The organism is Mycobacterium sp. PDNC021 (genome assembly GCF_048282635.1).
GTDB lineage: Bacteria > Actinomycetota > Actinomycetes > Mycobacteriales > Mycobacteriaceae > Mycobacterium > Mycobacterium llatzerense.
Map to the genome: position 1 here is coordinate 3,467,628 of NZ_CP182502.1, position 24,417 is coordinate 3,492,044.

The window sequence follows — 24,417 nt, forward strand, 5'->3', positions numbered from 1 at the left end:
TGCGTCGCGCCCAGATCGGCGGACCAGATTGCGCGTCAAAGCAATTGATTGGCGTGGAGTGTATTGGCGTCATTGAAATAGACTTGTGTCGACACATGCACTGGCACGGTGAACACGACAACGTAAACAAACCCTGTTCAATTCGGAACGTGATGTCTCGAGATTCCGGACGCGCGATCCGCTTGGATCGACCGCAGCAGCACAACGGCGGTCACGTACGTCCATACCGTGAAATCAGTTGCTGGTATCCAGTATCCGAGTACCCCGTTCCAGGACATGGGCCCGTCGGGAACCAACAGGAGCAGACACCCCGGGATGGCAGTCGCGGCAGTCCAGAGATTGAAGTACCCGAACCAACGCGGAAAGGTCGGCACCGGTTTAGGGTCGAGGAAGGTGGCGATTGCCAACAGAATCGATTCGAGTGCGACGGGGCCGATCACGCTCAGGAACATCAGCCAGAAAAGGTCATCGAATGCTTGGTTGATCTCGTCGGATCGATGCCCGGCGCGATAGGTAGCGGCGACCAGGACCACGAGCGGGTAGATCAGGCCGACGACATTGAGGAGCATCGTCATCGCAGCCGTCAACGACAGCATGCCGAACTTTCGTTCTATGCGTGCGATCCGTTGAGCGATCGCCGCAAAGAACGGCAGCATCAATACCGCCGCGAGCGTCCCGAGCGCACAGCCCAATCGGATGCGGAAGTTCTCGTCGACAATCCGGTCGGTGATCTGTGCGGCAGACCAATCCGGCGGCGTGGGAATGACCAGGTTCGCCAGCACGAGCGCGCCCGCGTAGAGCCCGAGGCCGATGCAGCCGGCGAAAAGGCCGATCCGCTGTAGCTTCAACTGGTCGACGCCTTCGCGGATGGCCAGGCCGTCTGTGGAATGAGTGGACATCATTGACGTACCTTTCCTGATCTGGGCGCTAGGCCCATGCGCACAGCCCTGCGAGAACGAACCAGATTGCCACGCAATAGATTTCGAAGCCGGCACGGAGGCCGACGGGCGCGTGCCGCACCTCCATGAAATCCAGGCCGATCAGCCGGGCTTTGGCCGCGGCTATCCCCATCAGGGTGAGCGCGATCGCTGAACCTGCCCCGTGTTGATGACCGACGACGAACGACGCGACGGTGGCCACCACGATGATCGACCAACTTATGGCCGCCCGCAGAGGGATGTGTTTAGTCATCGCTCAACCACCAAGTACAGCATCGGAAACAGAAATATCCACAACAGATCGACCAGATGCCAGAAGCACGCGCCGGCAGTGATCACAGCCATGGTTGTCTCGTTGGGTGGGGGCCGTCGCGACAGCGTGGTCATGACACCCAACATGATCAGGCCCACCAGCACATGCGCCAGGTGCATCCCCGTGAGCAAGAAGTACCAGGTGAAGAAGTGCCCGGCCGCCGGTGTGTGGCCGGCGGAAATCGCTGAAACGTATTCGCCGACCTTCAAAAAGATGAAGACCGCGCCCAGCGCCATCGCTCCACCGAGCATGGTTGTCGCAACGGGTCGCCTACCGCAGCGCAGCGCGTGCAGGCCGATGACGACCAACAATGAACTGCTCAGCAGCACAAGCGTATTAGTGAGCCCCACACCGCTGTGCAGCGTTCGGCGGGCGACATCGAACGCATGCACCGCCTGGGATCGATCGATCAAGAAGCCGACAAACAACACGCTGAAGACCAGCAGATCACCGAAGATCACCACCCAGATTCCCGGCTCACCGGGCACGCCCATGGGCCGCCCGGTCGGCCGGTCGGTCGGCCGGTCGGTCGTTGACCTACCAACGGTCAATAGTGCGCTCACCGCAATCTCCTCGCACTCCACGCCCTTTGTGCGCAACATGTTGAACGCGTCGGGCCAAAATGATTTGAATCAGGAAGGGGCCGGCGCAGCTGTAGTCGTGGCGTAGTAGCTTGAGCCGCTTGATGAGCTAGTCGAGCTCCCCCGGGTCGCCGCGGGAGTACATCCAGCCATCGCGCCGCGCCGCCCGCTTGAGGGCCGCATCGACGTGATCGGTCGTCAGGGCCCTGGATCATCTCGATGCAGTCGTCCACCCGCTTGCCTCGCTTGAAGACGGCGGGATTCATCGGCTTGAATCCTTCTTCCGCGGCCCGGCACCCCGATGCCGGGCCCGAATCGGTGCGGGTCAGGCGTTGCCGTCTGACCCAGTCGCCTCGCCCGATGCCAGCACCGGGCGCCCGGCGTCCTTCGGTGCATCGGGGTGGTGCTCGGCGTACGCCGCCAGCCAGCCGGACACGGCGGGCACGAACCGTGCGGGGTTGTAGACGTCCTCCTCGCGAGAGAACAGCCCGTCCCCCGCGTACACCAACCGCGTCCAGTTGGGCGCTTGATAGACCTTCCCGTCACCGGGGTCGACGAAGATGTTCTGGACCTGACCGATGACCCAGCCGTTCTCGAGGTCGATCGTGTACCAGTCCCACGCCCAGGTCTGCATGTGGTTGAACGGCCACTGGTCCATCGTTTCGGTCAGCCAGGTCACCGCGGCCTCGCGGCCCTCGAAGATGCCGTAGTGGTGCTCGTCCACCACGACGTCTGCGGTGTAGCAGTCGATCCAGCGCGTCCAGTCTCCAGTGCGGCCCCCATGGTTGATCGCCTCACCCCAACGAACCAGGGCGTCCTCGATTTCGGCCTTGCTATACGCCATGTGTCGACCACCAATCTGAATCCTGATTCATATTTCCCGCAAGACCGTAACTTGAATGCCGATTCATGTCAACGGTCGTTCGCAGCTAGCATCGATTCATGGCGTCAGTCCAGGACGAAGTCTCCGCTAGCCAAACCCGAACGAAGCGAGGAAAGGAGACCAGGGTCGCGTTGATGAACGCGGCCCGGCGCGTCATCGCACGTGACGGATACCTCGATAGCCGCATCGTCGACATGACCCGGGAAGCAGGCAAGTCCGTCGGCGTGTTCTACACCTACTTCACGGGCAAGGAGGAACTCCTCGGAGCCCTGGCCGAGGAGTGCCGAGATGACGTTCTCCAGCGCTACGACGCCATCGACCCCTCGGCGGACACCTACGACGTCTTCCTGGCCATCGTCCGGATCTACTGGAAAGCCAGCATCGACCATGGCGCGGTGTTCCTGGGGCTGACCGAGGCAGCACACGCGAGCCCGCGCTTCGGCGCCTTCCTCCGCGACCTCCAAAGCCTGGCGCGGACCAATGTCGCTCACCATGTCCGGGTGCTGCAACAGAGGGGCCAGTGTCCGAGCCTTGATCCGGAGCAAGCAGCCCACGCGCTGTGCTCGATGTTGGATGCCGTCTGCTACCAGCACAACGTCCGCAGGCAGCACAAGCGCACCCGAGCGCTCGACCAGGATGAGGTGATCCTGAACCTCGCACAACTGATGTTTCACGCCGTGGCCTGGAGCGGCCCTTGACAAACGCGCCTCCGCAAAGCGTCCTTGACGACGCCGCTGCCAACCGTAATGTCCAACTGGCCATCGCGCTTCGCGCCGCGCGACTCTATGCTCCGTGGGCCAGAACATCAATAGAGCGAGTTCAAGAGAGGTACCCGTGACAGATTCGGCAGAGTCAGTGGTTCGGAGGTTCTTGGCCTCCTATCCCGCGTCGGAAGTAAACGAGTTCTTTAGCCACGACGCGGTATACATCGACGGTCCGCGAGGAGTTCACCGGGGCACCGACGCCATCCAGACGGAATTCCAGACCGTAAGGTCAATGGCCCCGAATGTCACGGTCGACATCAAGGCTCTCGCAGTAAGCGGAAGCACGGTTCTCACCGAGCGTGTCGACAGTTTCGAGATCAACGGTGAAGTCATAAGTTTCGAAGTCGTGGGCATCTTCGACTTTGGCTCCGGAGGTCGGATCACGCGGTGGCGTGACTATTACGACTGGACGACATTCCAGGAGCAGATCAGAGCAGCATTGGCAGCGCACGGCTGAGGGGCATTCCCGGCAGTTGCTCCCACTCCAGAAGCGGACGGGATCAGTCAATGGCCGCGGACCGTGACGGTGCCAAGCCAAGTAGGGGTGTCAGCGAAGACCGGTTTCCGGCTCAGAAGAATGGCGAAAGGTTGTGAACGATCTTCTACGACGGGCCGGGCAATCGCTACACCCTGAGACGATGTTCCAACATCGGTCAGCGTCCGGAAGTTGACCTACCGACATCGCAGCAGCTGCACCTGTCTCGACTCAGGTGATCAGACGGTCTCGACCTCGGCCTTGATTCGGTTGAGCGTTGTGGTCATGTCCCGGATGTTGCGGCGGGTGCGCAACTGGCCTCCGAAGATCCCGAAAACGGTGTCGAGCACACCAGTCGCAACCGCGGCCTGAAATTCACACCCCGCGAGTCGACTGAACCCGGGGCAGTCCCGAATCCCGGCGCAGAGGCCTGCCAGACCAGCACCCACAATGACGACTTTGGCCATATTCCAATGAGACACCCCGGCAGATTTACCGATCCTGGCCGGCGACTACGAAGCCACTCGCACCACCTAAGCACGCACCGGTACCAGCTAGCTTTAGCCCGGTGAGTCAGCAGACTACGGCGCTGGTCCACCGCGTTGTCCGATCCAGGACTTGTTGACAGTAATCCGGGAAAACATGTAGGCCGTCCGAATCTGCCCTGCTTTCCGGAACCATGTGCGAGTTGCATCGCCTCTGATCGCGACCAATTTCTCCGTGCCGATGGTCGCCTGCGCAGGTCCGAATCTGAGAAAATGTGGCAGTGCTGGACATGACTCGCGGTCGGCGGTCCGGAACTACTGAAGAGCCCGCAGCCTGTGACGCCCTAGCTTCCTTGCCGGCGTGACGGTTATACGTCACGTGACGTTATGTGCGCCGTGTGGATAGATAGACAAAGGCGGCGAATTGCCCGGTCCCACAGCAGTTTTAGTCGGCACCATCTCAGGAGCCCCCGGTGTGTCGACAGTCCGATCGTCGAAAGGCACTTCTCCTGCAACGAAAGTGGTGTCCGCCGGCGGTCGCAAGCAGGCTGACTGTGTGGGTCCAGCACCGACTGGAGGTTGGCACGCCGACCGAACCGGACCGGCCGCCGTTCACTACCCCGACTCATCCCACTCCGCCACCCCATCATTATTCGTCACAGTGACGAATAATGATGGGGTGCAACTGGTTTCAATGTTCATGAATGCGACGCGATCTCCGCGTGCCTGTCAGCGGCGATCTTTCGCCTTCTCGTGGTCTGGGATGATCGAGTCGTGACCGATGTCCTCGCCGACCCTGTCAATGCCGCACTCGACGGCCCGCACATCCGGTTCCGTGAGGTCAGCGGACGGATCCGACGGTATCGCCCAGACGTCTCGGTGTTCTATGGCCACCCGCGCGAACTGACAGACGAAGACTACGGTCACGTCGCGCACCTGGCTGGTCCCAGCCGGATCGCCGTACTTCGCGACCGCGCTACGCCGCTGCCGGCGACGTGGTCTGTCGTCCAGACATTTGGCTTGGTCCAATACGAGGGCAGCGCTGTCGAAACCGCCCCTGAACCGGCCGCGGTACCACTCACGGCGGCCGACGTACCTGAGATGACGGCCCTCGTCGAGCGGACCAAACCGGGTCCGTTCCTGCCCCGAACCATCGAACTCGGCACCTACCTCGGTATCCGTGATGCCAACGGTTCGCTCGTCGCGATGGCCGGCGAGCGGATGCGGCCGACCGGATACACCGAAATCAGCGCCGTATGCACCGCCCCCGAAGCTCGAGGACGGGGCCTGGCGTCCCGTCTGATCCGCGCGGTCGCTCAAGGAATCCGGGATCGCGGCGAAACACCGTTCCTTCATACTTCCGACGACAACCCAGCTCAGAAGCTCTATACGGCCATGGGTTTCGAGTTGACCCGTTCGGTCCCGCTCGAGATCGTCCGAATTCCCTGACTCAGCGCCGCTGAATGCGTAGCCCCTCATTCGATTCCGATGTCATGGCATCGGAATCGGTGGCGGCGACGGAATTGCCGGAATCGCAGGCGGCGACGGAATGGCAGGCGGCGCGGGAATCGCCGATGGCGCCGGGGCCATTGGTCCGCCCGTCTCCGGCGCGGGCGTCTGCGGCGCAGGCGATTCAGTGACCGGCGCCGACGTGTCAACCGTCGGCGCACCTGACGTCGGAGTGACTGTGGTCGTGGATGTTTCGCTGGTCGACGTCGTCGTGGTGACTGATGTCGTCGGCTTGTCATTCGAGGCCTTGTCGCCACACGCAGCGAGGCTGGACACTGCCAGCACCACTGCGCCGACGCATGCCGTCAGCCGAGTTGGGAGCAGCGGATTCGGATTGGTAGGCATGGTGCGATCACTTTCGTCCGGCAGCATCGTGGCAGCGGATACCCGTTATTCGCCCAGCCCAAACTCTCTGATCCGCCATGGCGCACATCATGCCCAACCAGCGAGCGAAGGATCAGGAATTCGAGCCGTCGTCCGGACAGGCCACGTCCACATAGACCGTCACCGATGTCTTCGGCAGGGGCGGCACCCCGCGGTTCGGATTGTGGATCGCATTCACCTGACATCGGTTCAGCGGCAATGAGCTGCGGCCGCTGATCCAGTTGATCGACACGGTGTATCCGTCGGTACTCAATTCGTGGATGATCTGATCGGCGGGTTGACTGCCCGGCGTCGGGTCCGCTGCGGCCAACGGCGATTCCCCGATTGCCATGGCCGCCAACAGTGTGGTCAAACCGATGGGCCTCGTATGTCGCGATGAAATCCGCATCTCACTCCCCCTCTGACGGTCGGGCTCCCCTGCGCAACCGTTGATTTACCCTGTCGTTAATTGTGAGTGTATGCGCGATGTACGGAAGATGAACGGAACATTAAGCGAATTCATAGACAGTCGGCCGGTCCGCCGCCTCTGTAGGGCAGCTTCCACGACGTCGGGCAAGTAGTCAGGCGTCACGCATACGACCCACATGCAGTGCATTGGGTATGAATACTGTTGTCGAGCAACCTGTTTCGTTCACGCTCTGAGGGCCCAGCCGCACACAGACCCGACGACGCTCGACGCCGTCGACCTCGGACAAATATTCAAGTTTCCGTTAATTTTGGGGAAACAATAGATAGACTGCCGCTGAATTACACGACTGGGAGGATCGGTATGACGAACAGCCGTTTGGTTTCGGCGATCGTGGCTGCAGGCGTTGTCTTGGCGGGCGGCGCGGCGGCTACAGCTTGGGCAGGGGGTCCGCCCGGTTTCGTGCAAGACGCAGACGACGTTTCGGTGGCAGTCGGCACGGGTGAATTCCAAGGTGCCCTGGTGGGTTTCACCGCAACCGGTGACACCAACGAGGAAGCCTCAGCCGCAGTCATCGCGGCATGCACCGCCGCCGGTGGAGTTGAGTGCACCAGCGATGAGGTGACCAACGACCGCCTGTGCATCGTGTCGGTGGGCGACGGCGTCAGCCATGTCGTCAGTGGCGGTGCCGGCGTCACCATCGAGACCGCCCGGGACGACGCGTACAACCGCGCGGCGGCGGCCGGCACGCCGTTTGGCGATGACCCCACCAGCATTGTTGTATCGGCCTGCCCCTGATGAGCGAGCGCATGCCAGCGCGTACCGCGCACATCCATGTTGGTAACGCGACCGAGGGGAACGGACACATGCCAGGTCGACGCAAGGCGGCACTGCTGATGGTGAGTTTGGCTGCGGCGGCAGGTATTTCAGCGCCCGTCGCCAACGCGCGGCCGACGTGCCAGGACACCTTCGCCAAAACCATCTGTTCGACGAACGGCAGCACGTCGATCAAGGCCCGCCCGGGTACAGTCGCCCCGCCGGCCAACCAGCCCATGATGCCCTGGCTCGGGATGCCGGGACGGCGCCGCTGATCGCGCGCGATGACCCGTCCGATCCACGGCGGTTCATCGCAAGCGCCGCAGCGCTCACGGGTTGATGGTCTGCTCTCCGAGTTGACGACCCCACACATAGTCGGCCACCAGCGGTGAGTTGAATCCGATGTGGTTGTACGGCGCGATAGAGGCGCCGGTATCCAAGACCAAGTACGGCATCGGAAGGATGTCCTTGGTCACCTGCCAGCATCCCGGACGGCCCATCGGACCACCCGAGGCGTTGACTCGCGGCAGATTGTCCGGATACACATAGGGATTCGCGGCGCCGACCAACGTGCCGGGTCCTGACAGCGAGTATCCGTTGCCACCGATCGCCTTGGCCAGAGCCGGTGCTGCCCGTACGACGCCCCTTAACGTGCAGTCGAATTCGGGGCTGTATTCGTTCAACAGCTGAGCTGTCGGCTGCAGATCCTGCGTGCCGCGGACGAGGTACGGACCACCGCGCTCGAAGCTGTCCGCAGCGGCATCGCCGTACCCGACTGCGGCCATCAGCGCGCGATCCAAGTTCATACGCTGGCCGTTGATGGTGCGCACCGACTGAACTGCGCTCGCCAGGCCATCCCACAGATCCGCGGAGGCATTCGCGTAGGTGTCCGCGAGGTCGGCGATGGCCCTGGTGTCATGCTGGAAATCGGGCATCCGCGCGACGAAGTCAGCCAGGATGTCGTTGCCCTCGACCAGGGACTGTCCGAATCTGTCACCAATGCCGTCGAGCGCCTGCGCTGCGGCGGTCAACGTCGCGTTGACCTTGACCGGGTCGATCTGCCCGGAGATCGCGGTGATGGTCTCGAACAAGGTGTTGAATTCCGACGTGACGCCGACTGCGTTGATCTCATCGCCGGCCCGCAGGCGCTGCGCAGACGGATCGCCAGGAGACGTAAAGGCGACGTACTTGTTGCCGAACGCCGTGGTGGCCTGCAGTCGCACTTCGACATTGCGCGGCAACGTGTTCGAGTACTCCGGATCGATATCGAGCACCAGCCGGGCTTGCGGACTTCTGCCACTGCTGGTCACCGCGTCGACTACCCGCAATCGGCCGATCGGCACTCCGTTGTAGGTGACTTTCGAACCCGGATCGAGCGAGAGTCCAGCGCGGTTCGCCAGCACGTACAGCTCCGTCGAAGTGCTGAAATAGCCACGGAATTGGCACCAGATCAACGTCAACGCCGCTGCTACGGTGAAGGCCAAGATCATGCCGGCGGTCTTGTAGGGCGGCGTTCTGTTCTTGTTGAGCGGAGCGCGCCTGTCCCCCATGGGCAGATGGTAGGGCGTCGGAGCCGTCGGAGCAGGTCAATGCGTTCCGCTGACGTTGAGGCGTCAAGATTTCTTTGACGGGATCACGATCACGACGATCAGCGTCAGGATCGAGAAGAACAGCCCCAGAAGTCCCCAGCCCAAGGGGTTTCTGCCCTTCGTACCCGCGATCACCGCACAGATGATCGCGGCGATGACGCTACCGATGGCGACGAAGATTCCTTTGATGCCCCGCAGGACGAAGCCGGCTGCCTCGGGCTGACTCTGTAGGGCGATGACCATTTCGTGAACCATCTCAAATTCCTCACACTGAGTGACGCGTCGAGTGCATCAGCTGATGCGGCTATTCCCTGCCGTGGATTCTTCGAAACGTCAGCATCCGGTTGGCAGCCCCGTCGCGCCATTCTCGAACGCAGCGCCAGTCAAGGACTCGGCCTCGTGACGGCCCACTTCCCTGCGCACGGCCCTCTGTACCTCCGCCGCGACGGCGGTAGCTTCGTTGGCAAAATTATTCTGACGCTGTCAACATTTGCTGATGGCGATGGGCTGCGGTCGTAACTGGCGCGGTGAGCTCACCAACTGCGATCCCTGTACGGGCTGACTTCTTTGCCCGACGACTCCACATGAGCCTGTGCGCTGGTTGTCACCGCTCCCCTTTCGACTTCGATATATGGGTAGTCGTGATTCAGGACTCGAACCGAACGTCCCACTTAGGTGATCCAGGACACATCGCGGATCGACCCAGCTGCGGATGCGCCAGGTGGACCGGCACCAGCTGAAAAATGCACCACCGGTTGAAGATTGGGCGCTGGAACCGTAAGCGTGCGATCTTGACGAAATGATCAGCTGGCGAGAAGCCGACGGAGGTAGTTCCGTTGGTCGAACGTCAGCCGCTGAAAGCAATTGGCCAGCGCTGACGCCTCGGTGCCGTCGTCAGGCATATTGCGGGGAAAGACCACCCACACCGATTCATCGCCTACTACCCCGATCTCAGCGATGAACCCACCGCCGGCGAGCTGCTCCCCCAGCGCACGCAATCGCCAGCCTTGCGCTTGGAGTGCGTTGGCCCACCAGTACGCCACCCGGACCGGACGCGGCGGCTGACAGATCATGCCTGGGATGTACGCGGATTTGCGTGCCGCGGACCGCGAGTGCCTCACCAGCCGCGAGCCGCGTAACAGCGTCTCCGTGTCCGTGGCGTCGTCCCACTCTCCGCGGTTGCGCTGGGAACAGTCCTGCCGTCCAACGGAATTCATTCAAGTCTCCATATCGTGCAGCCGCGTTTCCGTGACGCCGTGACGCAGCAGAGTGCCCACAGCGCGCGGTCAAACCCGCGGAGATGGCGAACCGGCAGCCACCAGACGTGGCACGCGCACAATCGCCGTTACGGCAATGCGCGCAACGGGAAAGTCGACACGAGACACCGCGATACCCGCGGCAGAACACGAAACACTGCATCCCCCTTGAGAAGACCGGCCCTAAGCCCCCCGGCTTTACTGGCACTCAACTGATACCACGAGAATTCCATGAACTTACCGGCGCGTCAACTCTTCACGAACATTTGCTGTCATTGCATTCACAGAAATTTCAGCTAACGTTCATGCGACGGGCGCGTGCCCGCACACCCATCCTGCGGCAGCTTGCCCAGGTGCCGCACCCCCGGGCGGTCATCACCAGGTCACTTCGGCGCCACACACGCACCGGCATCAACTGGCTCACGTAAGTAACTGCACCGCAACATGATTCAAGGGGGAATCGCATGGCCAGCAAGAAACGCCGCCAGTATTCAGTGGACGAAGCTTCCTTCGCAGAACGACTCAACCGACTGTTCGCCGCCATCCGGCCGCCCGGACGCGGGCCGTACCGCAGCTTCGAGGTAACCGAAGCCCTCGAGCATCGCGGGTACGGGCTATCGGCCCCATACCTTTCGCAACTCCGCTCCGGTACCCGCACATGCCCGTCCCCGCGCACCGCGGAGATGCTGGCCGAGTTTTTCGGTGTCAAAGTTGAGTACTTCGACACCAATACCAGCTATGCGCGTGCGCTCGACGTCGAGCTGGACTGGCTCCAGCTCTGCCATGACGAGAGCGTGCGTGACCTCACGACCGCACTCATGACGCTGAGCCCCACCCTTCGTGAAGAACTCCTCGGGCAGGTCGACAGCTGCCAATTCGATTGCATGGCAACCATTGCCGAACAGATGGCCGAGCTACCGCCGAGCCCCGTGCGGCAGGCTCTTGCGCCGGCCTAACGTTCGCGGTGACGTGTGAGGCTGGGCAGCAACACGTCGTCGACCAAGGTCCGCACCGTGTCCTCAGTCGGTGGCCGATCGGAGACCAGCGCCCGGAACACCAGGTACCCCGGCAGCAGATCGAAGATCTCCTCATCGATAGCCGCGGAGTCGATTTCGCCGCGTTCGACGGCCGCGGCGAGGACGCCGTCGATTACCAACTTGCGGTGAAAAATGAATTTCTCCTGCATCACCGCCTGCAGGCCAGGGCTGTGTGACATCTCGTTCAGCACAGCCCGCATGGTCCTGGTGTGCTCATGGGCCTGTACGCAGACGGACCGGCCGATCTCCAGGAGGTCTCCACGGAGCGAGCCCGTATGGGGCGGCACGGCGGAACTGCGCGTGCCCTCGATGAAAGCGGCCAGCACCAGATCCGCCTTCGACGGCCAGCGCCGGTACATCGTCGCCTTGCTGGCCTTGGCCTTGGTCGCCACCGCTTCCACGCTCAGCCGGTCGTAGCCGTGCTCCTGCAACAGCTCCAATGTGATCGCCAGAAGTTCAGCTTCCCGCTCACTCCATGGGCAGCTGACGGTGTCGCACATGTCGTCTGACATCGCCACACCCCTTCCCGGCCTCGCACAGATGGAATATCAGAGTTACACCACGGCGTTGCACGTCGTTGCAGCAATTGAGCGCAGGGTTTTGCCCATATGTCAACCCGGTTGCGATCGCGCGTACGGTACCGTACCGTTCTCCGTTACGGGACGATTTGACGAGATTGCTACGGCGGTTCGTCAACGGGGGCGTCGAAAGGCTGTGGCTTGAGCAAGTTTTCGGTGAGCAGGTTGGCACGCCGGCAATGGATCGCCATCGTGGCGATCGTAGTGGTCGCTCTGGTCGGCTTCAGTGTCGACCGATTGCGCGGCATCTTCGGCTCCGACAACGAGATTTCGCGGCCCGGTTCAGAGGCCCTTGAGAACACCGGTTACAACCCGAAACGGGTGCTGTTCGAGGTGTTCGGTTCGCCCGGCTCCACGGCCACCATCAACTATCTGGATATCAACGCCCAGCCTCAGCGCGTCGAGAACGTCACCTTGCCCTGGTCGCAGGCCCTCACCACCGACGACCCGACGATGTACGCGGACCTGCGAGCGCAGGGCGATGGCAGCACCATCGGCTGCCGCATCACCGTCAACGGCATCGTCAAGGACGAAAGGTCCACGACCCACGTGAACGGATACATCTCGTGCCTGGACAAGACCGCATGAGCGAGCACCGCACCGACTCCGGCGTCCAGGGCGCCCTGCCCGCGCGGCTCATCCAGAAGCTCGCACTCCCGATCCTGTTGATCTGGATCGGGATCGCCGCCGTCACCAACACCATTTCGCCCCAGCTCGAAATCGTCGGGTGGGAACGTTCCGTCGGGCAGAACGCGGCCGACGCACCAGGCATTCTCGCAATGCGGCACATCGGAGAGGTCTTCCACGAATTCGATTCCGACAGTGCGGCAATGCTCGTGATCGAGGGCGATCAGCCACTCGGTCCGGAAGCACACAACTACTACGACGGCTTGGTGAAGCGGCTCCAGGCCGACAAAGAGCACGTCGAGCACGTGCAGGACTTCTGGGGTGACCCGCTCACCGCCGGCGGCTCGCAGAGCAAGGACGGCAAAGCGGCCCTGACGCAGCTGTATCTGCGCGGCAATCAGGGCGAGGCAATGTCGAACATCTCCGTCGACGCCGTGCGCAAGATCGTCGCCGCCGATCCGCCCCCGCCGGGTATCAGGGCGTACATCACGGGCGCTTCGCCGCTGGTGACCGACAACTTCGAAGTCGGCAGCGCGGGTACCAACGAGGTCACCGGCATCACCTTCTTGGTCATCGGCATCATGCTGCTGTTCGTCTACCGCTCCGTGGTGACGATGCTCATCGTCTTGCTGACCGTCGCCGTCGAACTCGCGGCGGCCCGTGGCGTCGTCGCGCTTCTCGCGCACGCCGGCGTCATCGGACTGTCCACCTACGCGACGAACTTGTTGACCCTGCTCGCCATCGCAGCAGGCACCGACTATGCCATCTTCGTCGTCGGCCGCTACCAGGAGGCGCGCGGCAAGGGGATGGACCGGCTCTCGGCCTACCACGACATGTGGCACGGCACCGTCCACGTCATGGTCGGCTCCGGGTTGACCATCGCCGGAGCCGTCGCGTGCATGAGCTTCGCCCGCCTCCCCTACTTCCAGACGCTCGGAATACCCGCTGCCATCGGTGTTCTCGTGACATTGGCGGCCGCGCTGACGCTGGGACCCGCAGTGCTGTTGATCGCCACCCGCTTCGGACTCATGGAGCCCAAGGTCGCCCAGCGGGCACGGGGCTGGCGCAAGATCGGCACCGCCATCGTGCGCTGGCCGGGACCAATCCTGGTCGTGACCGGCGCGATCGCGCTCATCGGCGTGTTCGCACTGCCGGGCTTCGAAGTCAGCTACGACAACCGCCCGTACATCCCCGCCAGCGCACCAGGCGTCATCGGCATGGAAGCCGCCGAACGGCACTTCACCGAGGCACGGATCAATCCCGAACTGCTGATGATCGAAACCGATCACGACATGCGGAACCCTGCGGACATGCTGATCCTCGAGCGCGCGGCCAAGGCCGTGCTGCACACCCCGGGAATCGCTCTGGTGCAGTCGATTACGCGCCCGCTGGGCACGCCGATCACCCACAGTTCCATCCCGTTCCAGATCAGTGCGTCGAGCGCGAGCCAGATCATGAACCTGGGCTACCAGAAGGACCGCGCGAACGATCTGCTCAAGCAGGCCAACGAGATCGACAACACGATCGGCGTGCTCAAGCAACAGCTCTCGCTGCAGAAGCAGAGCGCCGCGGCCACCCATGATCAGGTTCAGGCGTTCCACGACACCGTCGAGACCGTCAACGATCTGCGCAACAAACTCGCCGATTTCGATGACCAGTTCCGGCCGTTGCGCAACTACTTCTACTGGGAACCGCACTGCTTCGACATCCCCATGTGCTCGGCACTGCGGTCGGTGTTCGACTCCCTGGACGGGATCGCCGATCTGTCCGACAAGTTCGGCAACATCACGGCCAGCCTCGACCGGTTGGACGCCCTGCAGCCGCAATTGGTTGCGCTGATCCCGCCGCAGATCGCCATCCAGGAACGCAATCGTGAACTGACACTGTCGAATTACGCGACCAACGGTGGCACCAACGCCCAGAGCGACGAGGCGCTCAAGAACGCCACCGCGATGGGTAAGGCGTTCGACGACGCCAAGAACGACGACACGTTCTACCTGCCGCCGGAAGCCTTCGACAACGCTGATTTCAAGCGCGGGCTCAAGCTGTTCCTGTCCCCCGACGGCAAAGCGGCCCGCATGATCGTGACGCACCAGGGCAACCCCGCCAACCCCGAGGCCATCCCACACATCAACGCAATCAAGGAAGCGGTGTTCGATGCGCTCAAGGCGACGCCCATGTCGGACGCCAAGATCTACGTCGCCGGTATCGGCGCCACCAACAAGGACATTCAAGAGGGCACCAAATACGACCTGTTGATCTCCGCGTTGGCGGCAGTCGCGCTCATCCTGCTGATCATGGTGATCGTGACCCGCAGCATCGTCGCCGCGGCCGTCATCGTCGGTACCGTCGTGCTGTCGTTGGGCGCTTCGATCGGCCTGTCGGTTCTGGTGTGGCAGTACATCTTCGGCATCCATCTGTACTGGGTTGTGGTGCCGTTGGCCATCATCCTGCTGCTGGCCGTCGGCGCGGACTACAACCTCCTGCTGGTGTCCCGGTTCAAGGAGGAGATGCACGCGGGTCTGAACACCGGCATCATCCGGTCGATGGGCGGCACCGGCAGCGTCGTCACGGCAGCCGGTCTGGTGTTCTCGGCCACCATGGCGGCGTTCATCTTCAGCCCTCTGGTGATCCTCGGACAGATCGGTACGACCATCGGCCTGGGCCTGCTGTTCGACACGTTGGTGGTGCGGTCGTTCATGACGCCGTCGATCGCCGCGCTGCTCGGGAAGTGGTTCTGGTGGCCGCAAATCGTGCGTCAGCGTCCGGTGCCCGCGCCATGGCCGACTCCGGTTCAGGACCATACCGACGATGATCTGGTGGGATCGAACGAACGCTGAGACCGGTGGCTCATAACGCAGGGATGAATTCTGCGAGCGCAAGGATCATCGACACCACCAGCGCGAGTCCGATCAATCCGCCTGCGGGAATCATGGCCCCGCACAACATGATCCAGACGGCAAGTCTGGGCCATTCAAAAGGCTGGTTGCCCACCACACCACCGAGGCGAGCCCGCAGCAGGTGGTAGGCCGCCCAAACGGCCGCCCCGGCCGTGGCCACCGCGATGATCCGCATGCCGACCGGCGTGGCGGCCACAGCGATACCTCCCATGATCGCCGTGGCCGCCACCCGCGCCCACGTCACCGTTCGAAACTGAGCCGTCCGCGTGAGTGGTTGGCTGCGATCGGGCTCACCGCGGTACCTCGGCAGCCGCCCGTCGATACCCAACAGGCGCCAGATCCATCGCGCCCACACCGTCCGCAGGCCGAGGTCTTCCGCAACGCGGCGGACGTCGGCCGCCGATTCGGCCATCATTCGCCGCGAGTGATCGCTGCGCCAGTAGGCGGCTTTGAAGACTTGCCGCGGAATCCGGAACTGCCGGGCGAACGTACGCGGCGGAGTGATCATCTCGCCGATCAGCCATCGCAGATAGATCGGAAACGCCAAGGCGTACAACCCACGACGGAACGATCCGACGGCCGCGATTCGTTGCGCCAGATACTGGCTGGCGAACGCGATATGACGAGCTTCTTCCGCGAGGTGAATGGCAGTAACCCTGTTCAGCAGCGGAGGCACCGCGGTGGCGCCACGATGCTGCAGCGTCTGCTGGAAATGCAGAGGCTGCTCCCCGCACAGCACTCCGATGAACAAGAAGATGTCGGCGTAGCCACCGATGAAGCCCAGGATCGGCCCGAAGAACCGCGAGCCTCGCCGCATTCCAGGAACGTCGGCACCAGTGCGATTGACGAACTCCTGGAACATCTGGATGTGGTGGCATTCTTCGGTCAGTTCGTGCAGTAGATAGCGGAACACCGCGGAACCGTTCGGCAACGTGCCAGCGTGGTGAATCACCCCACGGATCAGCATCATTTCGAACTGCAGCGTCACCTTCAGGATGTTCGCGGTCAACCAGCGACCCATCGCGATACGCTGTTCGAGAGGCTGCTGCGCATACCATTCGGTCGCGGCGAGCGGGGCGATGTCGGGATCCAGCTGCCACCGCCGGTCGTGTTCCTCTACGGCATTTTCCGGTGCATCCCAGTCGATGTCGACGAAGGGATCGAAACGCCGGCGGGTGCTGGCGCCGGCGAGTGCCGTCGCGATGTCGGCGTTCAGCTCGACCAGACTGTCCGCGGTCGCATGTGGCCTGCGCCACTCTGTGGGGGTGACTGAGGTGAATTCCACGGCCATGAGGTGACCTCCGTTGGTATCGAAGGGAACTGGGTGCCGACGAGCGTGCGGCCAGGCGTTTGCGCGACGGTGTCAGCAGCGTTGCGGCGGCGACGATTCGCCTGGGAAGCGTTGTCCCAGTGCGGGATATGTCGCGGACACTCGCGCGAAACGCCGCAGAAACAAGAGAGTTCCTATACTCGGCGATGCTCGTCTCCAACGAACCGTTGCCGCTGCGCGGCTTGGGCCCTCGGACACGCCTCGGCGGGTTGGACCGCGGTGCGTTGGGTGCCGCCGATGTTGCGGCACAGTCCGTTTCGGCGATGGCGCCGTGCGGCGCCGCGACCGCGATTCCGGTATTGGTTGCTGCACAAGGTGGTCCGGTCGTCGCGAGCATGGCTATCGCGTTCGCAATCACCCTGGTGGTGTCATGGCTGGTGCGGGGATTCGCACGGCGCGTGCCCGCCGCTGGTTCCCTCTACACGTGTGCTGCGATCGGTGTCGGGCCGATGTCCGGATTCATCACCGCCGGCGCGCTGTTGCTCGGCTACCTGGGCACCGGGATGTTCGCCGTCACCGAATCCTCGTCGTTCGCATTGCGCTTGGCATCCGCCGCCGGGATGACGGCACACGGCTGGTTCGTCGCGGTCGGCGCGCTCGGATTTGCGGTGGCGAGCGGGCTGGTACTGGTTCGCGGAATCCGGTTGTCAGCGCGGGTCTCGCTGGTGACCGAAGCCGTTGCCGTACTACTCGTGGTGGCGGTGTCGGTATGGCTGCTCTGTCACAGTGACGGACGGCTATTGCAGGATTCCATGCTGGAACCTGCCCCCGATCTCGGCCGCCTGGCCGGTGGTATCGCTGTGGCGATGACGGCGTTCGTCGGCTTCGAGAGCGCGACAGTGCTGTCGGTCGAGACGCGCGCTCCGCTGCGCACGGTGCCGGCCGCCGTCCGCGGCTCGCTGTTGGTGGGCGGATCCGTTGTGCTGCTTGCGACCCTGGCGCAGGCCGAATCGCTCAGCGGCGCGACGACACGTTCGTGGTTCGAGACACTGGCGGCCAGTCCCGGGGGCCGGATGCTGGTACCGGCGGTGTATCTCGCGGCGACTCTGTCATTTTTTGCGTGCGCGCTGGCGTCGACGACTGCGGCGGCGCGCGTCTTGTTGTCCCTGGCCCGCGAAGGCGTGCTCCCAGAAGCCGTCGGCCACACCGATCTCCGTAGCAAGGCGCCGACAGTGGGGATTGCGGTATGCACGGCAGCCGTCTTCGGGCTGCCGTTCGCAGTCAGCGCGGTCGGAGCCGACCCGACAGCGGTGTGTGGATCATTGGTGGCCGGCGCGGTCTGTGGCTACCTGTTGGCATATGCCGCGCTGGCCGGCGCGATGCCGCTGATGCTGCGCCGCCTGGGCGAGCCCAGTCGCGCGGTCTGGGTACTCGGTCCCGCCTGCGCATTGGTACTCACCGCCGTGGTGGCTGGATTCTGGGGACTGACGGTCGCGGGCCCTTCGTGGTCTGGATCGGCGGTGTCGGCGGCCTGGATGTTGCTGTGGGCAGCCCTCGGATACTGGGTACGCAGCCGCCGGCCGGATGCCTTCGCATCGATTGGCGCGCACTCGGGAACCGTGCGGTCCTCGGTCTGGCGCGGATACTTGCGGCGCTCGCCATGACACGGGCGTTGCGTCCGGATGCCGGGTCCCGCTCCGCGCTCGCCGCCCTGGCCATCATCGAAGAGGTAGCGGCCGCGGGACCCGGAACTACGGCGCTGGAAATCACTCATCGGCTGCGGATGTCGCGGTCAGCCGCGTATCGCCTGCTCGGCGTCTTGGTAGAGAGCGAGTACCTCGTCCGCACACCCGATTTGGGTGGATTCGCACTGGGACGCCGGATCGATCGATTGGTCGGCATCCCGTCGACACCGGCGGACCGGGTCCGCGAAGCGGTGGACGCCGTGCGCGCCGAAGCCAGGTTCGGGATACATCTGGTGCTGCATCGGCCCCTGGCTGCTGCTACCCAACCGGCACTGGAGCTGTTTGACATCGATCCAGATTTCCCGCTGTCGGATCCTGAGCGGATTGTCGCCGAACCGGATTGCTCGGCCATCGGCCGCATCATCTCCGCAGACGCACGCGGCGAGCGCCCAGTGTTTGCCTCGCAGCGCGGACTGATGGTGCCCGGCCACGGTTGCCTGGCTGTCCCGATCCGCGGTCAGGACTGCAGTCTCATTGCCGTGCTGGCCGCCTCCGCACCGATACACAGAGTGGCGGACTCGGACACATTGGTGTCCTTCCTGACTCCCCACGCTCAGGCGCTGGCAGCGGCATGCACCGCATTCGCACCGGCCCGCCGTCCGGAATACACGCAGTCGGCCAGCGACAATCCGCTGACGTAGGAGTTGGCGCAGATTCCGATGGCAGTGCGTCCCGCGGCAAACAGGCCGTCGATCGGTTGTCCCGCCGGAGTTTTCACGGCACCGGACTCTTCGTCGACGATGAGGCCACCGAGGGTGAACATGGGGCACGGATTGATCAGGCTGCGTTTGATCGAGATCGCGATGAGTGAGTACGGGCCTTGCTCGATGGGATGGACGAAATCAGCCGGCTTGCCCATCGGGTCAGGGTCGCCCGACGCCGCGGCCTCGTTGTGCTCAGTGACTGTTTTGCGCAGTCCCGCCGGGTCGACACCCGCCTTGGTCGCGACAGCTTCGAGGGTGTCGGCCTCCACGCGATCGGTCCGTAGCATCGCCTCCATCTGGAGGCGCTGAAACCAAATCGCTTGCTGTGGAAGCTGTTCGCGCGCCTGGTCGAGCAATGCCCGGTCAGTGAGGACCCATCCTCGTCCGTTGTGGTGTTGCACCATCGCATTGCCGATGGCGGCGCCGTAACGGGTTTCGTCGATGAACCGCTGCCCGCGTTCGTCGACGACGAGCCCGCCGAGCATCGCGCTTGGCGGAGTGATGAATCGCCACGCGGACACATTGTCCAGACGATCAACTGCCGCGCCGACGTCGATGGCCAACTGCATGCCGCTGCCGTCGTCAGCACTGGTTCCGAGCTGAAGGCCGTCGCGATACCCCGGAGCATGTTGCTCGATCAATTCTCGATTGGCGATATAGCCTCCCGCACAAAGGATTACGCCCTTGCGGGCATGGACGTCGATCGTCTGGGCGTATCGGCGCTCCAGGGCCGACAGACGACGCTCCAGCGTCGCGCGCAGCGGCGGATAGTAGATGCCCGGTTTCACTGCCAGCGCCGCGTATGCCGCATAGCGTCGCTTCACCGACGCCGGTGCGTGCGCAAGGGTGCTGGTCCGCACACCCACGACTCGACCGGTGGAATCAGTCAGAAGCGACTCGGCGCGGGTATGGAACATCGTGCGCACCCCGGCGCGGCTGGCAGACTCAGCCAGCGGCTGGTAGATCTTCTTGCCGGACGCACCAGGCCCTTTGGCTCGGTGACCGCGCTGCACCGGCGGTGTGAGCGCGCGGAAGTGCCCGGAGTTCTCGCTGCCCGAGTAGTACAAGTAGTACTTGTTGTTGGGGTACGACGTCTTGTAGGGACACACCGATGCCTCGAACGGCACGCCGTGTTCGGTGAGCCAGTCGATCATTGCGGGACTGCCGTCGACGAACCGCCGCAGCGTTTCTGGCCGCACCGAGTCGCCGACCTCGGCGCGCAGATAGGTGTACATCGCATCAGCGCTGTCGTCGATAGCGGCTTCGCGCTGCACCCACGTGCCCCCGCCGGCGTAGATGATCCCGCCCGACACCTGCGTGGCGCCGCCCCCGTTGAATCGGTCGATGGCGAGGACATCTGCCCCCTGAGCTCGCGCTTCCAGCGCGGCGCACACACCGGCAGCTCCGTAGCCGACCACAACCACGTCCGCCGTGACGCCGCTCATGGTGATCCTTTCCGACAAGCTCTAGTACTCGTAGTTTAGACTTTTAGTACAACCTATCAGTTTGGATGTGGATCCCATGGCCTCGGGATTCAGTGGGCCTGCTGCTCGTACACTTCGATTCGTGGTTGAACAATCGGGACGGGCAGTCCCCGCGGCGGTAGCGAGCAAGCTCTATGCCGCAGCCGACCTGATCGCCACCAAGGGCCTGGAAAACACGAAGATCGAAGAGATCGCGACCGCGTCCGGCGTCCCGAAAGCCACGCTGTACTACTACTTCACCGGCAAGGACGACATCCTCGGCTTCCTGCTGCGGGATTCGCTCGGTGACCTTGCCCGCGATGTTGCCGCTGCCGCCGATTCCGCCGGCAGCGGCAAGGAGAGACTCGTCGCCGTCATCACCGCGCAGGTCGCGCACACGATGAACCGGCCGGGTACCAGCACCGCGCTGGTGGGCGACCTCGGCCGCGCGATCAGACTTCCCGAGCTCGCCTCGGCCGTCCAACAGGCGTTCTACGAACCCATCGCACGAGTGCTCGAGGCCGGCGCCGCGGACGGCACGCTCAAGCGCGTCGCAGATCCGAGCACCGACGCGATCAGTATCTTCGGCGCGGTCATGATGACCGCGCTGTTGCACAACGTCGTCAGCTCAGGAAAGACCAAACTCGACGTCACCGGCGACGTCATCGACTTCGTCTTGAACGGCGTTGCGCCCACGGGCTAACCGCCCCGATCGTCGACCGCAGCACTCCGCGAACATCGTGCCGTGGGCGGCGCTCGATACCTACCCCGGGCGTAGGAAGCCCCCGGGCGATCTCCGACCACAGCACGATCCCAGCGGGCCCTTCTCATTCATAAGCTGTTGAACACGTAGTGCGACAACCTATTTCGCGCACGCGAGCGAGAAGGTCCATTGTGAACACTCCGGCATCGATCCGCGCCCATACCCTGCGAGCAGCGGCCGTCGCCGCAGCAATGAGCGCAGCCCTGACCAGCACTGCGGCTTCGGCGGCCGCTTCGCCAGCCCATCGAATGTTCCTGCTCGCCAACATGCACACGTGCGATTTTCAGCTTGTGACAACGCAATTGGGCCGTCCGGGAGCCAAGCTCTTCGCGGAGATCACCTCTGACGGATACACCGCGGTCGCCCATATCGATATGACCAACGGTGCCGACAACGCGCAGTACGTGGTGCGGGTCATCCCGGCACCGCACGCCGTGCTGGGCTGCATGCCGGGCGACCGCGGCATCACCACGGGCACGCTCGCCGCCGATGCCTTCGGCAGCGGCAGCATCACGCTGCAAGCGCCCATCCCGACCGGTACCACCGGCATGTGGCTGGCAGTGGATCTACCGTCCCCGCATTCGCAGATCCCCCAGGAGTTCTTCAGCAGCAACTACATCGCGCCGGTCTGATCACTACGAATTCGTCCGCCCAATAACGCTGCGGGACTGGCGGACGACGATGCCGCCGACCAGCGCTGCCCTGACGCCGAAGAGGTCAATCGTGTAGAAGAGGAACGTTATATAGGCACCCGGGGATCGGGATACCGCACCGTCAGATTCCCGCCCAGGCGCTGGCGATCCGCTTGCCGATGTCGACGACCTTCGCCTGCTGTGCTTCGGGTGCTTCGATCCGGCGGCCAACCTGCTTGGCGATGACGCGTTTGATCTCCGAGTCGACGTCGGCCACGATCCGCAGAAGTTCGCCCCGCAGCGTCTGGGACGTGACGTTGACCGTGATGTCCTTCCGCTCCGGCTTCGGAATATCGATGATCAGCAGCAGTGGCTCGGCAGCGCGGGCGGTGGCAATCAACGCGATCTCGCCGGTCACCATGAATCGGGAGCGGTCCACGCGCAGGTCGATCAGGAGATCGATATCGAGCGGGATGCGAACGTCGAACGCAATCATGTCGCCGTCCCTGCGAGCCACCTGAGGCTGTTCGATGCTGACGCGCGCAGTAACCCGAGCGATGCCCGCCGGCCCGGCCGGAAACGGCCCCAATTCGAAGGTATCGCCGGCCATCGTGCCGAAACCGTCGGCAACCCGGTCGGCGGTCACGGCGACCTCGAAGAATTTGCGGCCGAATTCCTCGTAGGTCGCAAAGTCGTGCGTGGACATACGCATCAGACTCGCACGTCCGGGCGGTGTGTTTCTCGTGGTTTGCCAAAGCTGCCCGACGGGCGGTCACTCCCGCACCTTGCAACCTTGCAGCCAGCCCTTGACTTTCCTGCTTGGAAACTAAAGGATCGACTTTCCAAGTGGGAAAGTGAGGACGAAGCCATGGAGCACATCACGCCGGCGGACGCGCGCGCCGCGCTCGACGCAGTGGATCACGCCAGGGCAAAAGTCGTAGACGAAGTAGGCCTCCCCCGGTGGTACTGGTGGCTCCTGGCTGCGGCATGGGTTGTTCTCGGGATCGTTGGCGACCTCGGCCCGCAGTGGCTGGCCGTAGGCGCGACATTGGGGTTCGGGGTCATTCATTCCACGATTGCGTCGCGCCGCCTCAGTGGTCGCCGGCGCACCGAACGGCTGCAGGTCAGCGCCGATACCGTCAGCCCCCGCATCCCGATGGTGGTGATCGGCATGCTGTTCGCTCTGGTCGCCATCACGATCGCCACGGGATTCGCACTGGATGCTGACGGCGCCCGCCATCCCGGCATCGTAGCTGCAGTGTTTGTCGCTGTCATCGTCGGCCTGGGCGGACCTGAGATCTTGCGGGTTCTCCGCCGCTGGGTCCACGCATGACGGCACCGCGATTCGATGAGCTGATTCACCCGAGCACTCGCCTGTCCCTGGCGGCCACGTTGGCCGCCGCGGATTGGGTCGACTTCGCGTATCTCAAAGACGCTCTGTCGCTATCGGATTCGGCCTTGTCGAAGCAGCTGTCGGTCCTTGAGCACGCCGGTTATGTCACCACCGAACGCCGTCTGGACGGCAGCCGCCACAAGGTGCACGCAAGCTTGACCGAGGCCGGCCGCGTCGCGTTTGACGGCCACGTTGCGGCATTGCGGGCCATCGTCGAAGGTCCGCAACATGCAGGGGTTTCGCGAGGCGCTGCGAAAGCCGGCCGATAGTCTCGACACTGCGGAGTTAGTCGACGGTGTGCACGATCAAGATGTCGATCTTGGCTTTGCGTGCAACGTCGGCAGGCACCGAACCCAACAGTCGTCCTGCCGTCGAGTTCAGTCCGACATCGCCGACGACGATCAGGTCAGCGGCGACGTCTTGCGCCAACGTGGTGAGCGCCTCGACGGGCGCACCGATCACAGACCGTTCCTCGATGTCTTGGGCGCCCGCACCGCGCGCTAGTTCGCCGGCTTCGTGGAGGATCTCGTAAACGTGCGCGTCGCCGTGCACCCGGTAGCCGCCATCACGTCCCAGCGCGTCCTCTGCCCGGCGATCACTTGCTTTCTCCGGTGCGGCCGGCCGTGCCCAACTACCCTTTTCGACTTCGTGGAAATGAGCCGTCGCGATGACCAGCTTCGCGCCCTGCTGCGCCGCGAACTTGGCGGCATGCTCGACCGCTTTCATCGACGAGTCTGAGCCGTCAGTTCCAACCAGGACTGTCCGGTAGCTGCCCATCGCTGTCTCCTTACGGGGGTGACGTCGTGAAGACCTTAGCGCCGACGGGTCAGTTGACGTGGGCATTTGGCGTGCATTGCGGGTGTGTTCCCTCGGCGGATCCCCCAATTGGTGGACATCGATCTCCGC

The 24,417-nt window shown here is 63.5% G+C and carries 27 protein-coding genes and 1 pseudogene; 14 read left to right on the plus strand and 14 right to left on the minus strand.

Features of this window, described 5'->3' with window-relative positions:
- Window positions 1–137: 137 nt before the first annotated feature.
- The 4 genes from ACNO8X_RS16470 to ACNO8X_RS16485 form a co-directional block, all read right to left on the minus strand.
- Window positions 138–899: a hypothetical protein gene (locus tag ACNO8X_RS16470; protein ID WP_418001877.1), complete on the minus strand. Its 762-nt coding sequence runs from the start codon at window positions 897–899 to the stop codon at window positions 138–140.
- A 28-nt stretch (window positions 900–927) separates the two neighbouring features.
- A complete protein-coding gene (locus ACNO8X_RS16475; RefSeq protein ID WP_418001878.1) occupies window positions 928–1,191 on the minus strand; it encodes a cytochrome C oxidase subunit IV family protein in 264 nt (87 codons plus the stop codon).
- Complete coding sequence (locus ACNO8X_RS16480) at window positions 1,188–1,853, minus strand: cytochrome c oxidase subunit 3 (protein WP_418001879.1); 666 nt, start codon at window positions 1,851–1,853, stop codon at window positions 1,188–1,190. Before ACNO8X_RS16480 ends, ACNO8X_RS16475 begins: the two co-directional genes overlap by 4 nt.
- A gap of 304 nt (window positions 1,854–2,157) precedes the next feature.
- Window positions 2,158–2,676: a nuclear transport factor 2 family protein gene (locus ACNO8X_RS16485; protein ID WP_418001880.1), complete on the minus strand. Its 519-nt coding sequence runs from the start codon at window positions 2,674–2,676 to the stop codon at window positions 2,158–2,160.
- Window positions 2,677–2,774: 98 nt separating this feature from the next.
- Here ACNO8X_RS16485 and ACNO8X_RS16490 point away from each other — a divergent pair, with 98 nt between their 5' ends.
- Window positions 2,775–3,413: a TetR/AcrR family transcriptional regulator gene (locus tag ACNO8X_RS16490; protein WP_418001881.1), complete on the plus strand. Its 639-nt coding sequence runs from the start codon at window positions 2,775–2,777 to the stop codon at window positions 3,411–3,413.
- A gap of 157 nt (window positions 3,414–3,570) precedes the next feature.
- Window positions 3,571–3,936: a nuclear transport factor 2 family protein gene (locus tag ACNO8X_RS16495; RefSeq protein ID WP_418005928.1), complete on the plus strand. Its 366-nt coding sequence runs from the start codon at window positions 3,571–3,573 to the stop codon at window positions 3,934–3,936.
- Window positions 3,937–4,193: 257 nt separating this feature from the next.
- Here the strand turns inward: ACNO8X_RS16495 and ACNO8X_RS16500 are convergent.
- Window positions 4,194–4,292 (minus strand): annotated as a pseudogene (locus ACNO8X_RS16500) (SRPBCC family protein); the annotation flags it as partial.
- 921 nt (window positions 4,293–5,213) lie between these two features.
- On the opposite strand from ACNO8X_RS16500, the gene ACNO8X_RS16505 reads away from it, so the two are divergent.
- Window positions 5,214–5,888: a GNAT family N-acetyltransferase gene (locus ACNO8X_RS16505; protein ID WP_418001882.1), complete on the plus strand. Its 675-nt coding sequence runs from the start codon at window positions 5,214–5,216 to the stop codon at window positions 5,886–5,888.
- A 517-nt stretch (window positions 5,889–6,405) separates the two neighbouring features.
- On the opposite strand, the gene ACNO8X_RS16510 is transcribed toward ACNO8X_RS16505, so the two are convergent.
- A complete protein-coding gene (locus ACNO8X_RS16510; protein ID WP_260938664.1) occupies window positions 6,406–6,663 on the minus strand; it encodes a hypothetical protein in 258 nt (85 codons plus the stop codon).
- Window positions 6,664–7,260: 597 nt separating this feature from the next.
- Here ACNO8X_RS16510 and ACNO8X_RS16515 point away from each other — a divergent pair.
- Both ACNO8X_RS16515 and ACNO8X_RS16520 read left to right on the plus strand, forming a co-directional pair.
- Window positions 7,261–7,536, plus strand: coding sequence for a hypothetical protein (locus ACNO8X_RS16515; protein ID WP_418001883.1), 276 nt, complete (start codon window positions 7,261–7,263; stop codon window positions 7,534–7,536).
- Window positions 7,537–7,604: 68 nt separating this feature from the next.
- Window positions 7,605–7,829: a hypothetical protein gene (locus ACNO8X_RS16520; RefSeq protein ID WP_073912674.1), complete on the plus strand. Its 225-nt coding sequence runs from the start codon at window positions 7,605–7,607 to the stop codon at window positions 7,827–7,829.
- Between the two features lie 54 nt (window positions 7,830–7,883).
- On the opposite strand, the gene ACNO8X_RS16525 is transcribed toward ACNO8X_RS16520, so the two are convergent.
- The 3 genes from ACNO8X_RS16525 to ACNO8X_RS16535 form a co-directional block, all read right to left on the minus strand.
- A complete protein-coding gene (locus ACNO8X_RS16525; RefSeq protein WP_418001884.1) occupies window positions 7,884–9,104 on the minus strand; it encodes an MCE family protein in 1,221 nt (406 codons plus the stop codon).
- A gap of 63 nt (window positions 9,105–9,167) precedes the next feature.
- Window positions 9,168–9,398 (minus strand): deoxyribodipyrimidine photolyase, encoded by a 231-nt coding sequence (locus ACNO8X_RS16530; protein ID WP_418001885.1) that lies wholly within the window; start codon window positions 9,396–9,398, stop codon window positions 9,168–9,170.
- A 548-nt stretch (window positions 9,399–9,946) separates the two neighbouring features.
- Window positions 9,947–10,360 carry a hypothetical protein gene (locus ACNO8X_RS16535; protein ID WP_418001886.1) on the minus strand — a complete coding sequence of 138 codons (414 nt, stop codon included), beginning with the start codon at window positions 10,358–10,360 and terminating at the stop codon, window positions 9,947–9,949.
- Between the two features lie 503 nt (window positions 10,361–10,863).
- Here ACNO8X_RS16535 and ACNO8X_RS16540 point away from each other — a divergent pair.
- Window positions 10,864–11,355: a helix-turn-helix domain-containing protein gene (locus ACNO8X_RS16540; protein ID WP_418001887.1), complete on the plus strand. Its 492-nt coding sequence runs from the start codon at window positions 10,864–10,866 to the stop codon at window positions 11,353–11,355.
- Here ACNO8X_RS16540 and ACNO8X_RS16545 read toward each other — a convergent pair.
- Window positions 11,352–11,948: a TetR/AcrR family transcriptional regulator gene (locus ACNO8X_RS16545; RefSeq protein WP_418001888.1), complete on the minus strand. Its 597-nt coding sequence runs from the start codon at window positions 11,946–11,948 to the stop codon at window positions 11,352–11,354. The two genes, ACNO8X_RS16540 and ACNO8X_RS16545, sit on opposite strands and share 4 nt — an antisense overlap.
- A gap of 207 nt (window positions 11,949–12,155) precedes the next feature.
- On the opposite strand from ACNO8X_RS16545, the gene ACNO8X_RS16550 reads away from it, so the two are divergent.
- Window positions 12,156–12,602: an MmpS family transport accessory protein gene (locus ACNO8X_RS16550; protein ID WP_043396213.1), complete on the plus strand. Its 447-nt coding sequence runs from the start codon at window positions 12,156–12,158 to the stop codon at window positions 12,600–12,602.
- Window positions 12,599–15,481: an RND family transporter gene (locus ACNO8X_RS16555; protein ID WP_418001889.1), complete on the plus strand. Its 2,883-nt coding sequence runs from the start codon at window positions 12,599–12,601 to the stop codon at window positions 15,479–15,481. The genes ACNO8X_RS16550 and ACNO8X_RS16555 overlap by 4 nt, the downstream gene beginning before the upstream one ends.
- 10 nt (window positions 15,482–15,491) lie before the next feature.
- On the opposite strand, the gene ACNO8X_RS16560 is transcribed toward ACNO8X_RS16555, so the two are convergent.
- Window positions 15,492–16,832 carry an AurF N-oxygenase family protein gene (locus ACNO8X_RS16560; protein WP_418001890.1) on the minus strand — a complete coding sequence of 447 codons (1,341 nt, stop codon included), beginning with the start codon at window positions 16,830–16,832 and terminating at the stop codon, window positions 15,492–15,494.
- A gap of 185 nt (window positions 16,833–17,017) precedes the next feature.
- On the opposite strand from ACNO8X_RS16560, the gene ACNO8X_RS16565 reads away from it, so the two are divergent.
- Both ACNO8X_RS16565 and ACNO8X_RS16570 read left to right on the plus strand, forming a co-directional pair.
- The gene (locus ACNO8X_RS16565) at window positions 17,018–18,475 is read left to right on the plus strand and encodes an APC family permease (RefSeq protein WP_418001891.1); all 1,458 of its coding nucleotides are present in this window, start codon (window positions 17,018–17,020) and stop codon (window positions 18,473–18,475) included.
- Window positions 18,472–19,197: a helix-turn-helix domain-containing protein gene (locus ACNO8X_RS16570; RefSeq protein WP_418001892.1), complete on the plus strand. Its 726-nt coding sequence runs from the start codon at window positions 18,472–18,474 to the stop codon at window positions 19,195–19,197. The genes ACNO8X_RS16565 and ACNO8X_RS16570 overlap by 4 nt, the downstream gene beginning before the upstream one ends.
- On the opposite strand, the gene ACNO8X_RS16575 is transcribed toward ACNO8X_RS16570, so the two are convergent.
- Window positions 19,110–20,705, minus strand: coding sequence for an FAD-binding protein (locus ACNO8X_RS16575; RefSeq protein WP_418001893.1), 1,596 nt, complete (start codon window positions 20,703–20,705; stop codon window positions 19,110–19,112). The two genes, ACNO8X_RS16570 and ACNO8X_RS16575, sit on opposite strands and share 88 nt — an antisense overlap.
- Before the next feature lie 121 nt (window positions 20,706–20,826).
- Between ACNO8X_RS16575 and ACNO8X_RS16580 the strand changes: the two genes are divergently transcribed.
- Both ACNO8X_RS16580 and ACNO8X_RS16585 read left to right on the plus strand, forming a co-directional pair.
- Entirely contained in the window at window positions 20,827–21,426 is a 600-nt protein-coding gene (locus ACNO8X_RS16580; protein ID WP_418001894.1) for a TetR/AcrR family transcriptional regulator, read from the plus strand.
- A 350-nt stretch (window positions 21,427–21,776) separates the two neighbouring features.
- Entirely contained in the window at window positions 21,777–22,118 is a 342-nt protein-coding gene (locus ACNO8X_RS16585) for a hypothetical protein (protein ID WP_418001895.1), read from the plus strand.
- A 142-nt stretch (window positions 22,119–22,260) separates the two neighbouring features.
- Here ACNO8X_RS16585 and ACNO8X_RS16590 read toward each other — a convergent pair whose 3' ends face one another.
- Entirely contained in the window at window positions 22,261–22,824 is a 564-nt protein-coding gene (locus tag ACNO8X_RS16590; RefSeq protein WP_418001896.1) for a hypothetical protein, read from the minus strand.
- A 162-nt stretch (window positions 22,825–22,986) separates the two neighbouring features.
- Here ACNO8X_RS16590 and ACNO8X_RS16595 point away from each other — a divergent pair, with 162 nt between their 5' ends.
- Both ACNO8X_RS16595 and ACNO8X_RS16600 read left to right on the plus strand, forming a co-directional pair.
- Window positions 22,987–23,451: a hypothetical protein gene (locus ACNO8X_RS16595; RefSeq protein ID WP_418001897.1), complete on the plus strand. Its 465-nt coding sequence runs from the start codon at window positions 22,987–22,989 to the stop codon at window positions 23,449–23,451.
- Window positions 23,448–23,780 carry a transcriptional regulator gene (locus ACNO8X_RS16600; protein WP_260938692.1) on the plus strand — a complete coding sequence of 111 codons (333 nt, stop codon included), beginning with the start codon at window positions 23,448–23,450 and terminating at the stop codon, window positions 23,778–23,780. The genes ACNO8X_RS16595 and ACNO8X_RS16600 overlap by 4 nt, the downstream gene beginning before the upstream one ends.
- A 16-nt stretch (window positions 23,781–23,796) precedes the next feature.
- Here ACNO8X_RS16600 and ACNO8X_RS16605 read toward each other — a convergent pair whose 3' ends face one another.
- Window positions 23,797–24,288, minus strand: coding sequence for a universal stress protein (locus ACNO8X_RS16605; protein WP_260938694.1), 492 nt, complete (start codon window positions 24,286–24,288; stop codon window positions 23,797–23,799).
- Between the last annotated feature and the right edge of the window lie 129 nt (window positions 24,289–24,417).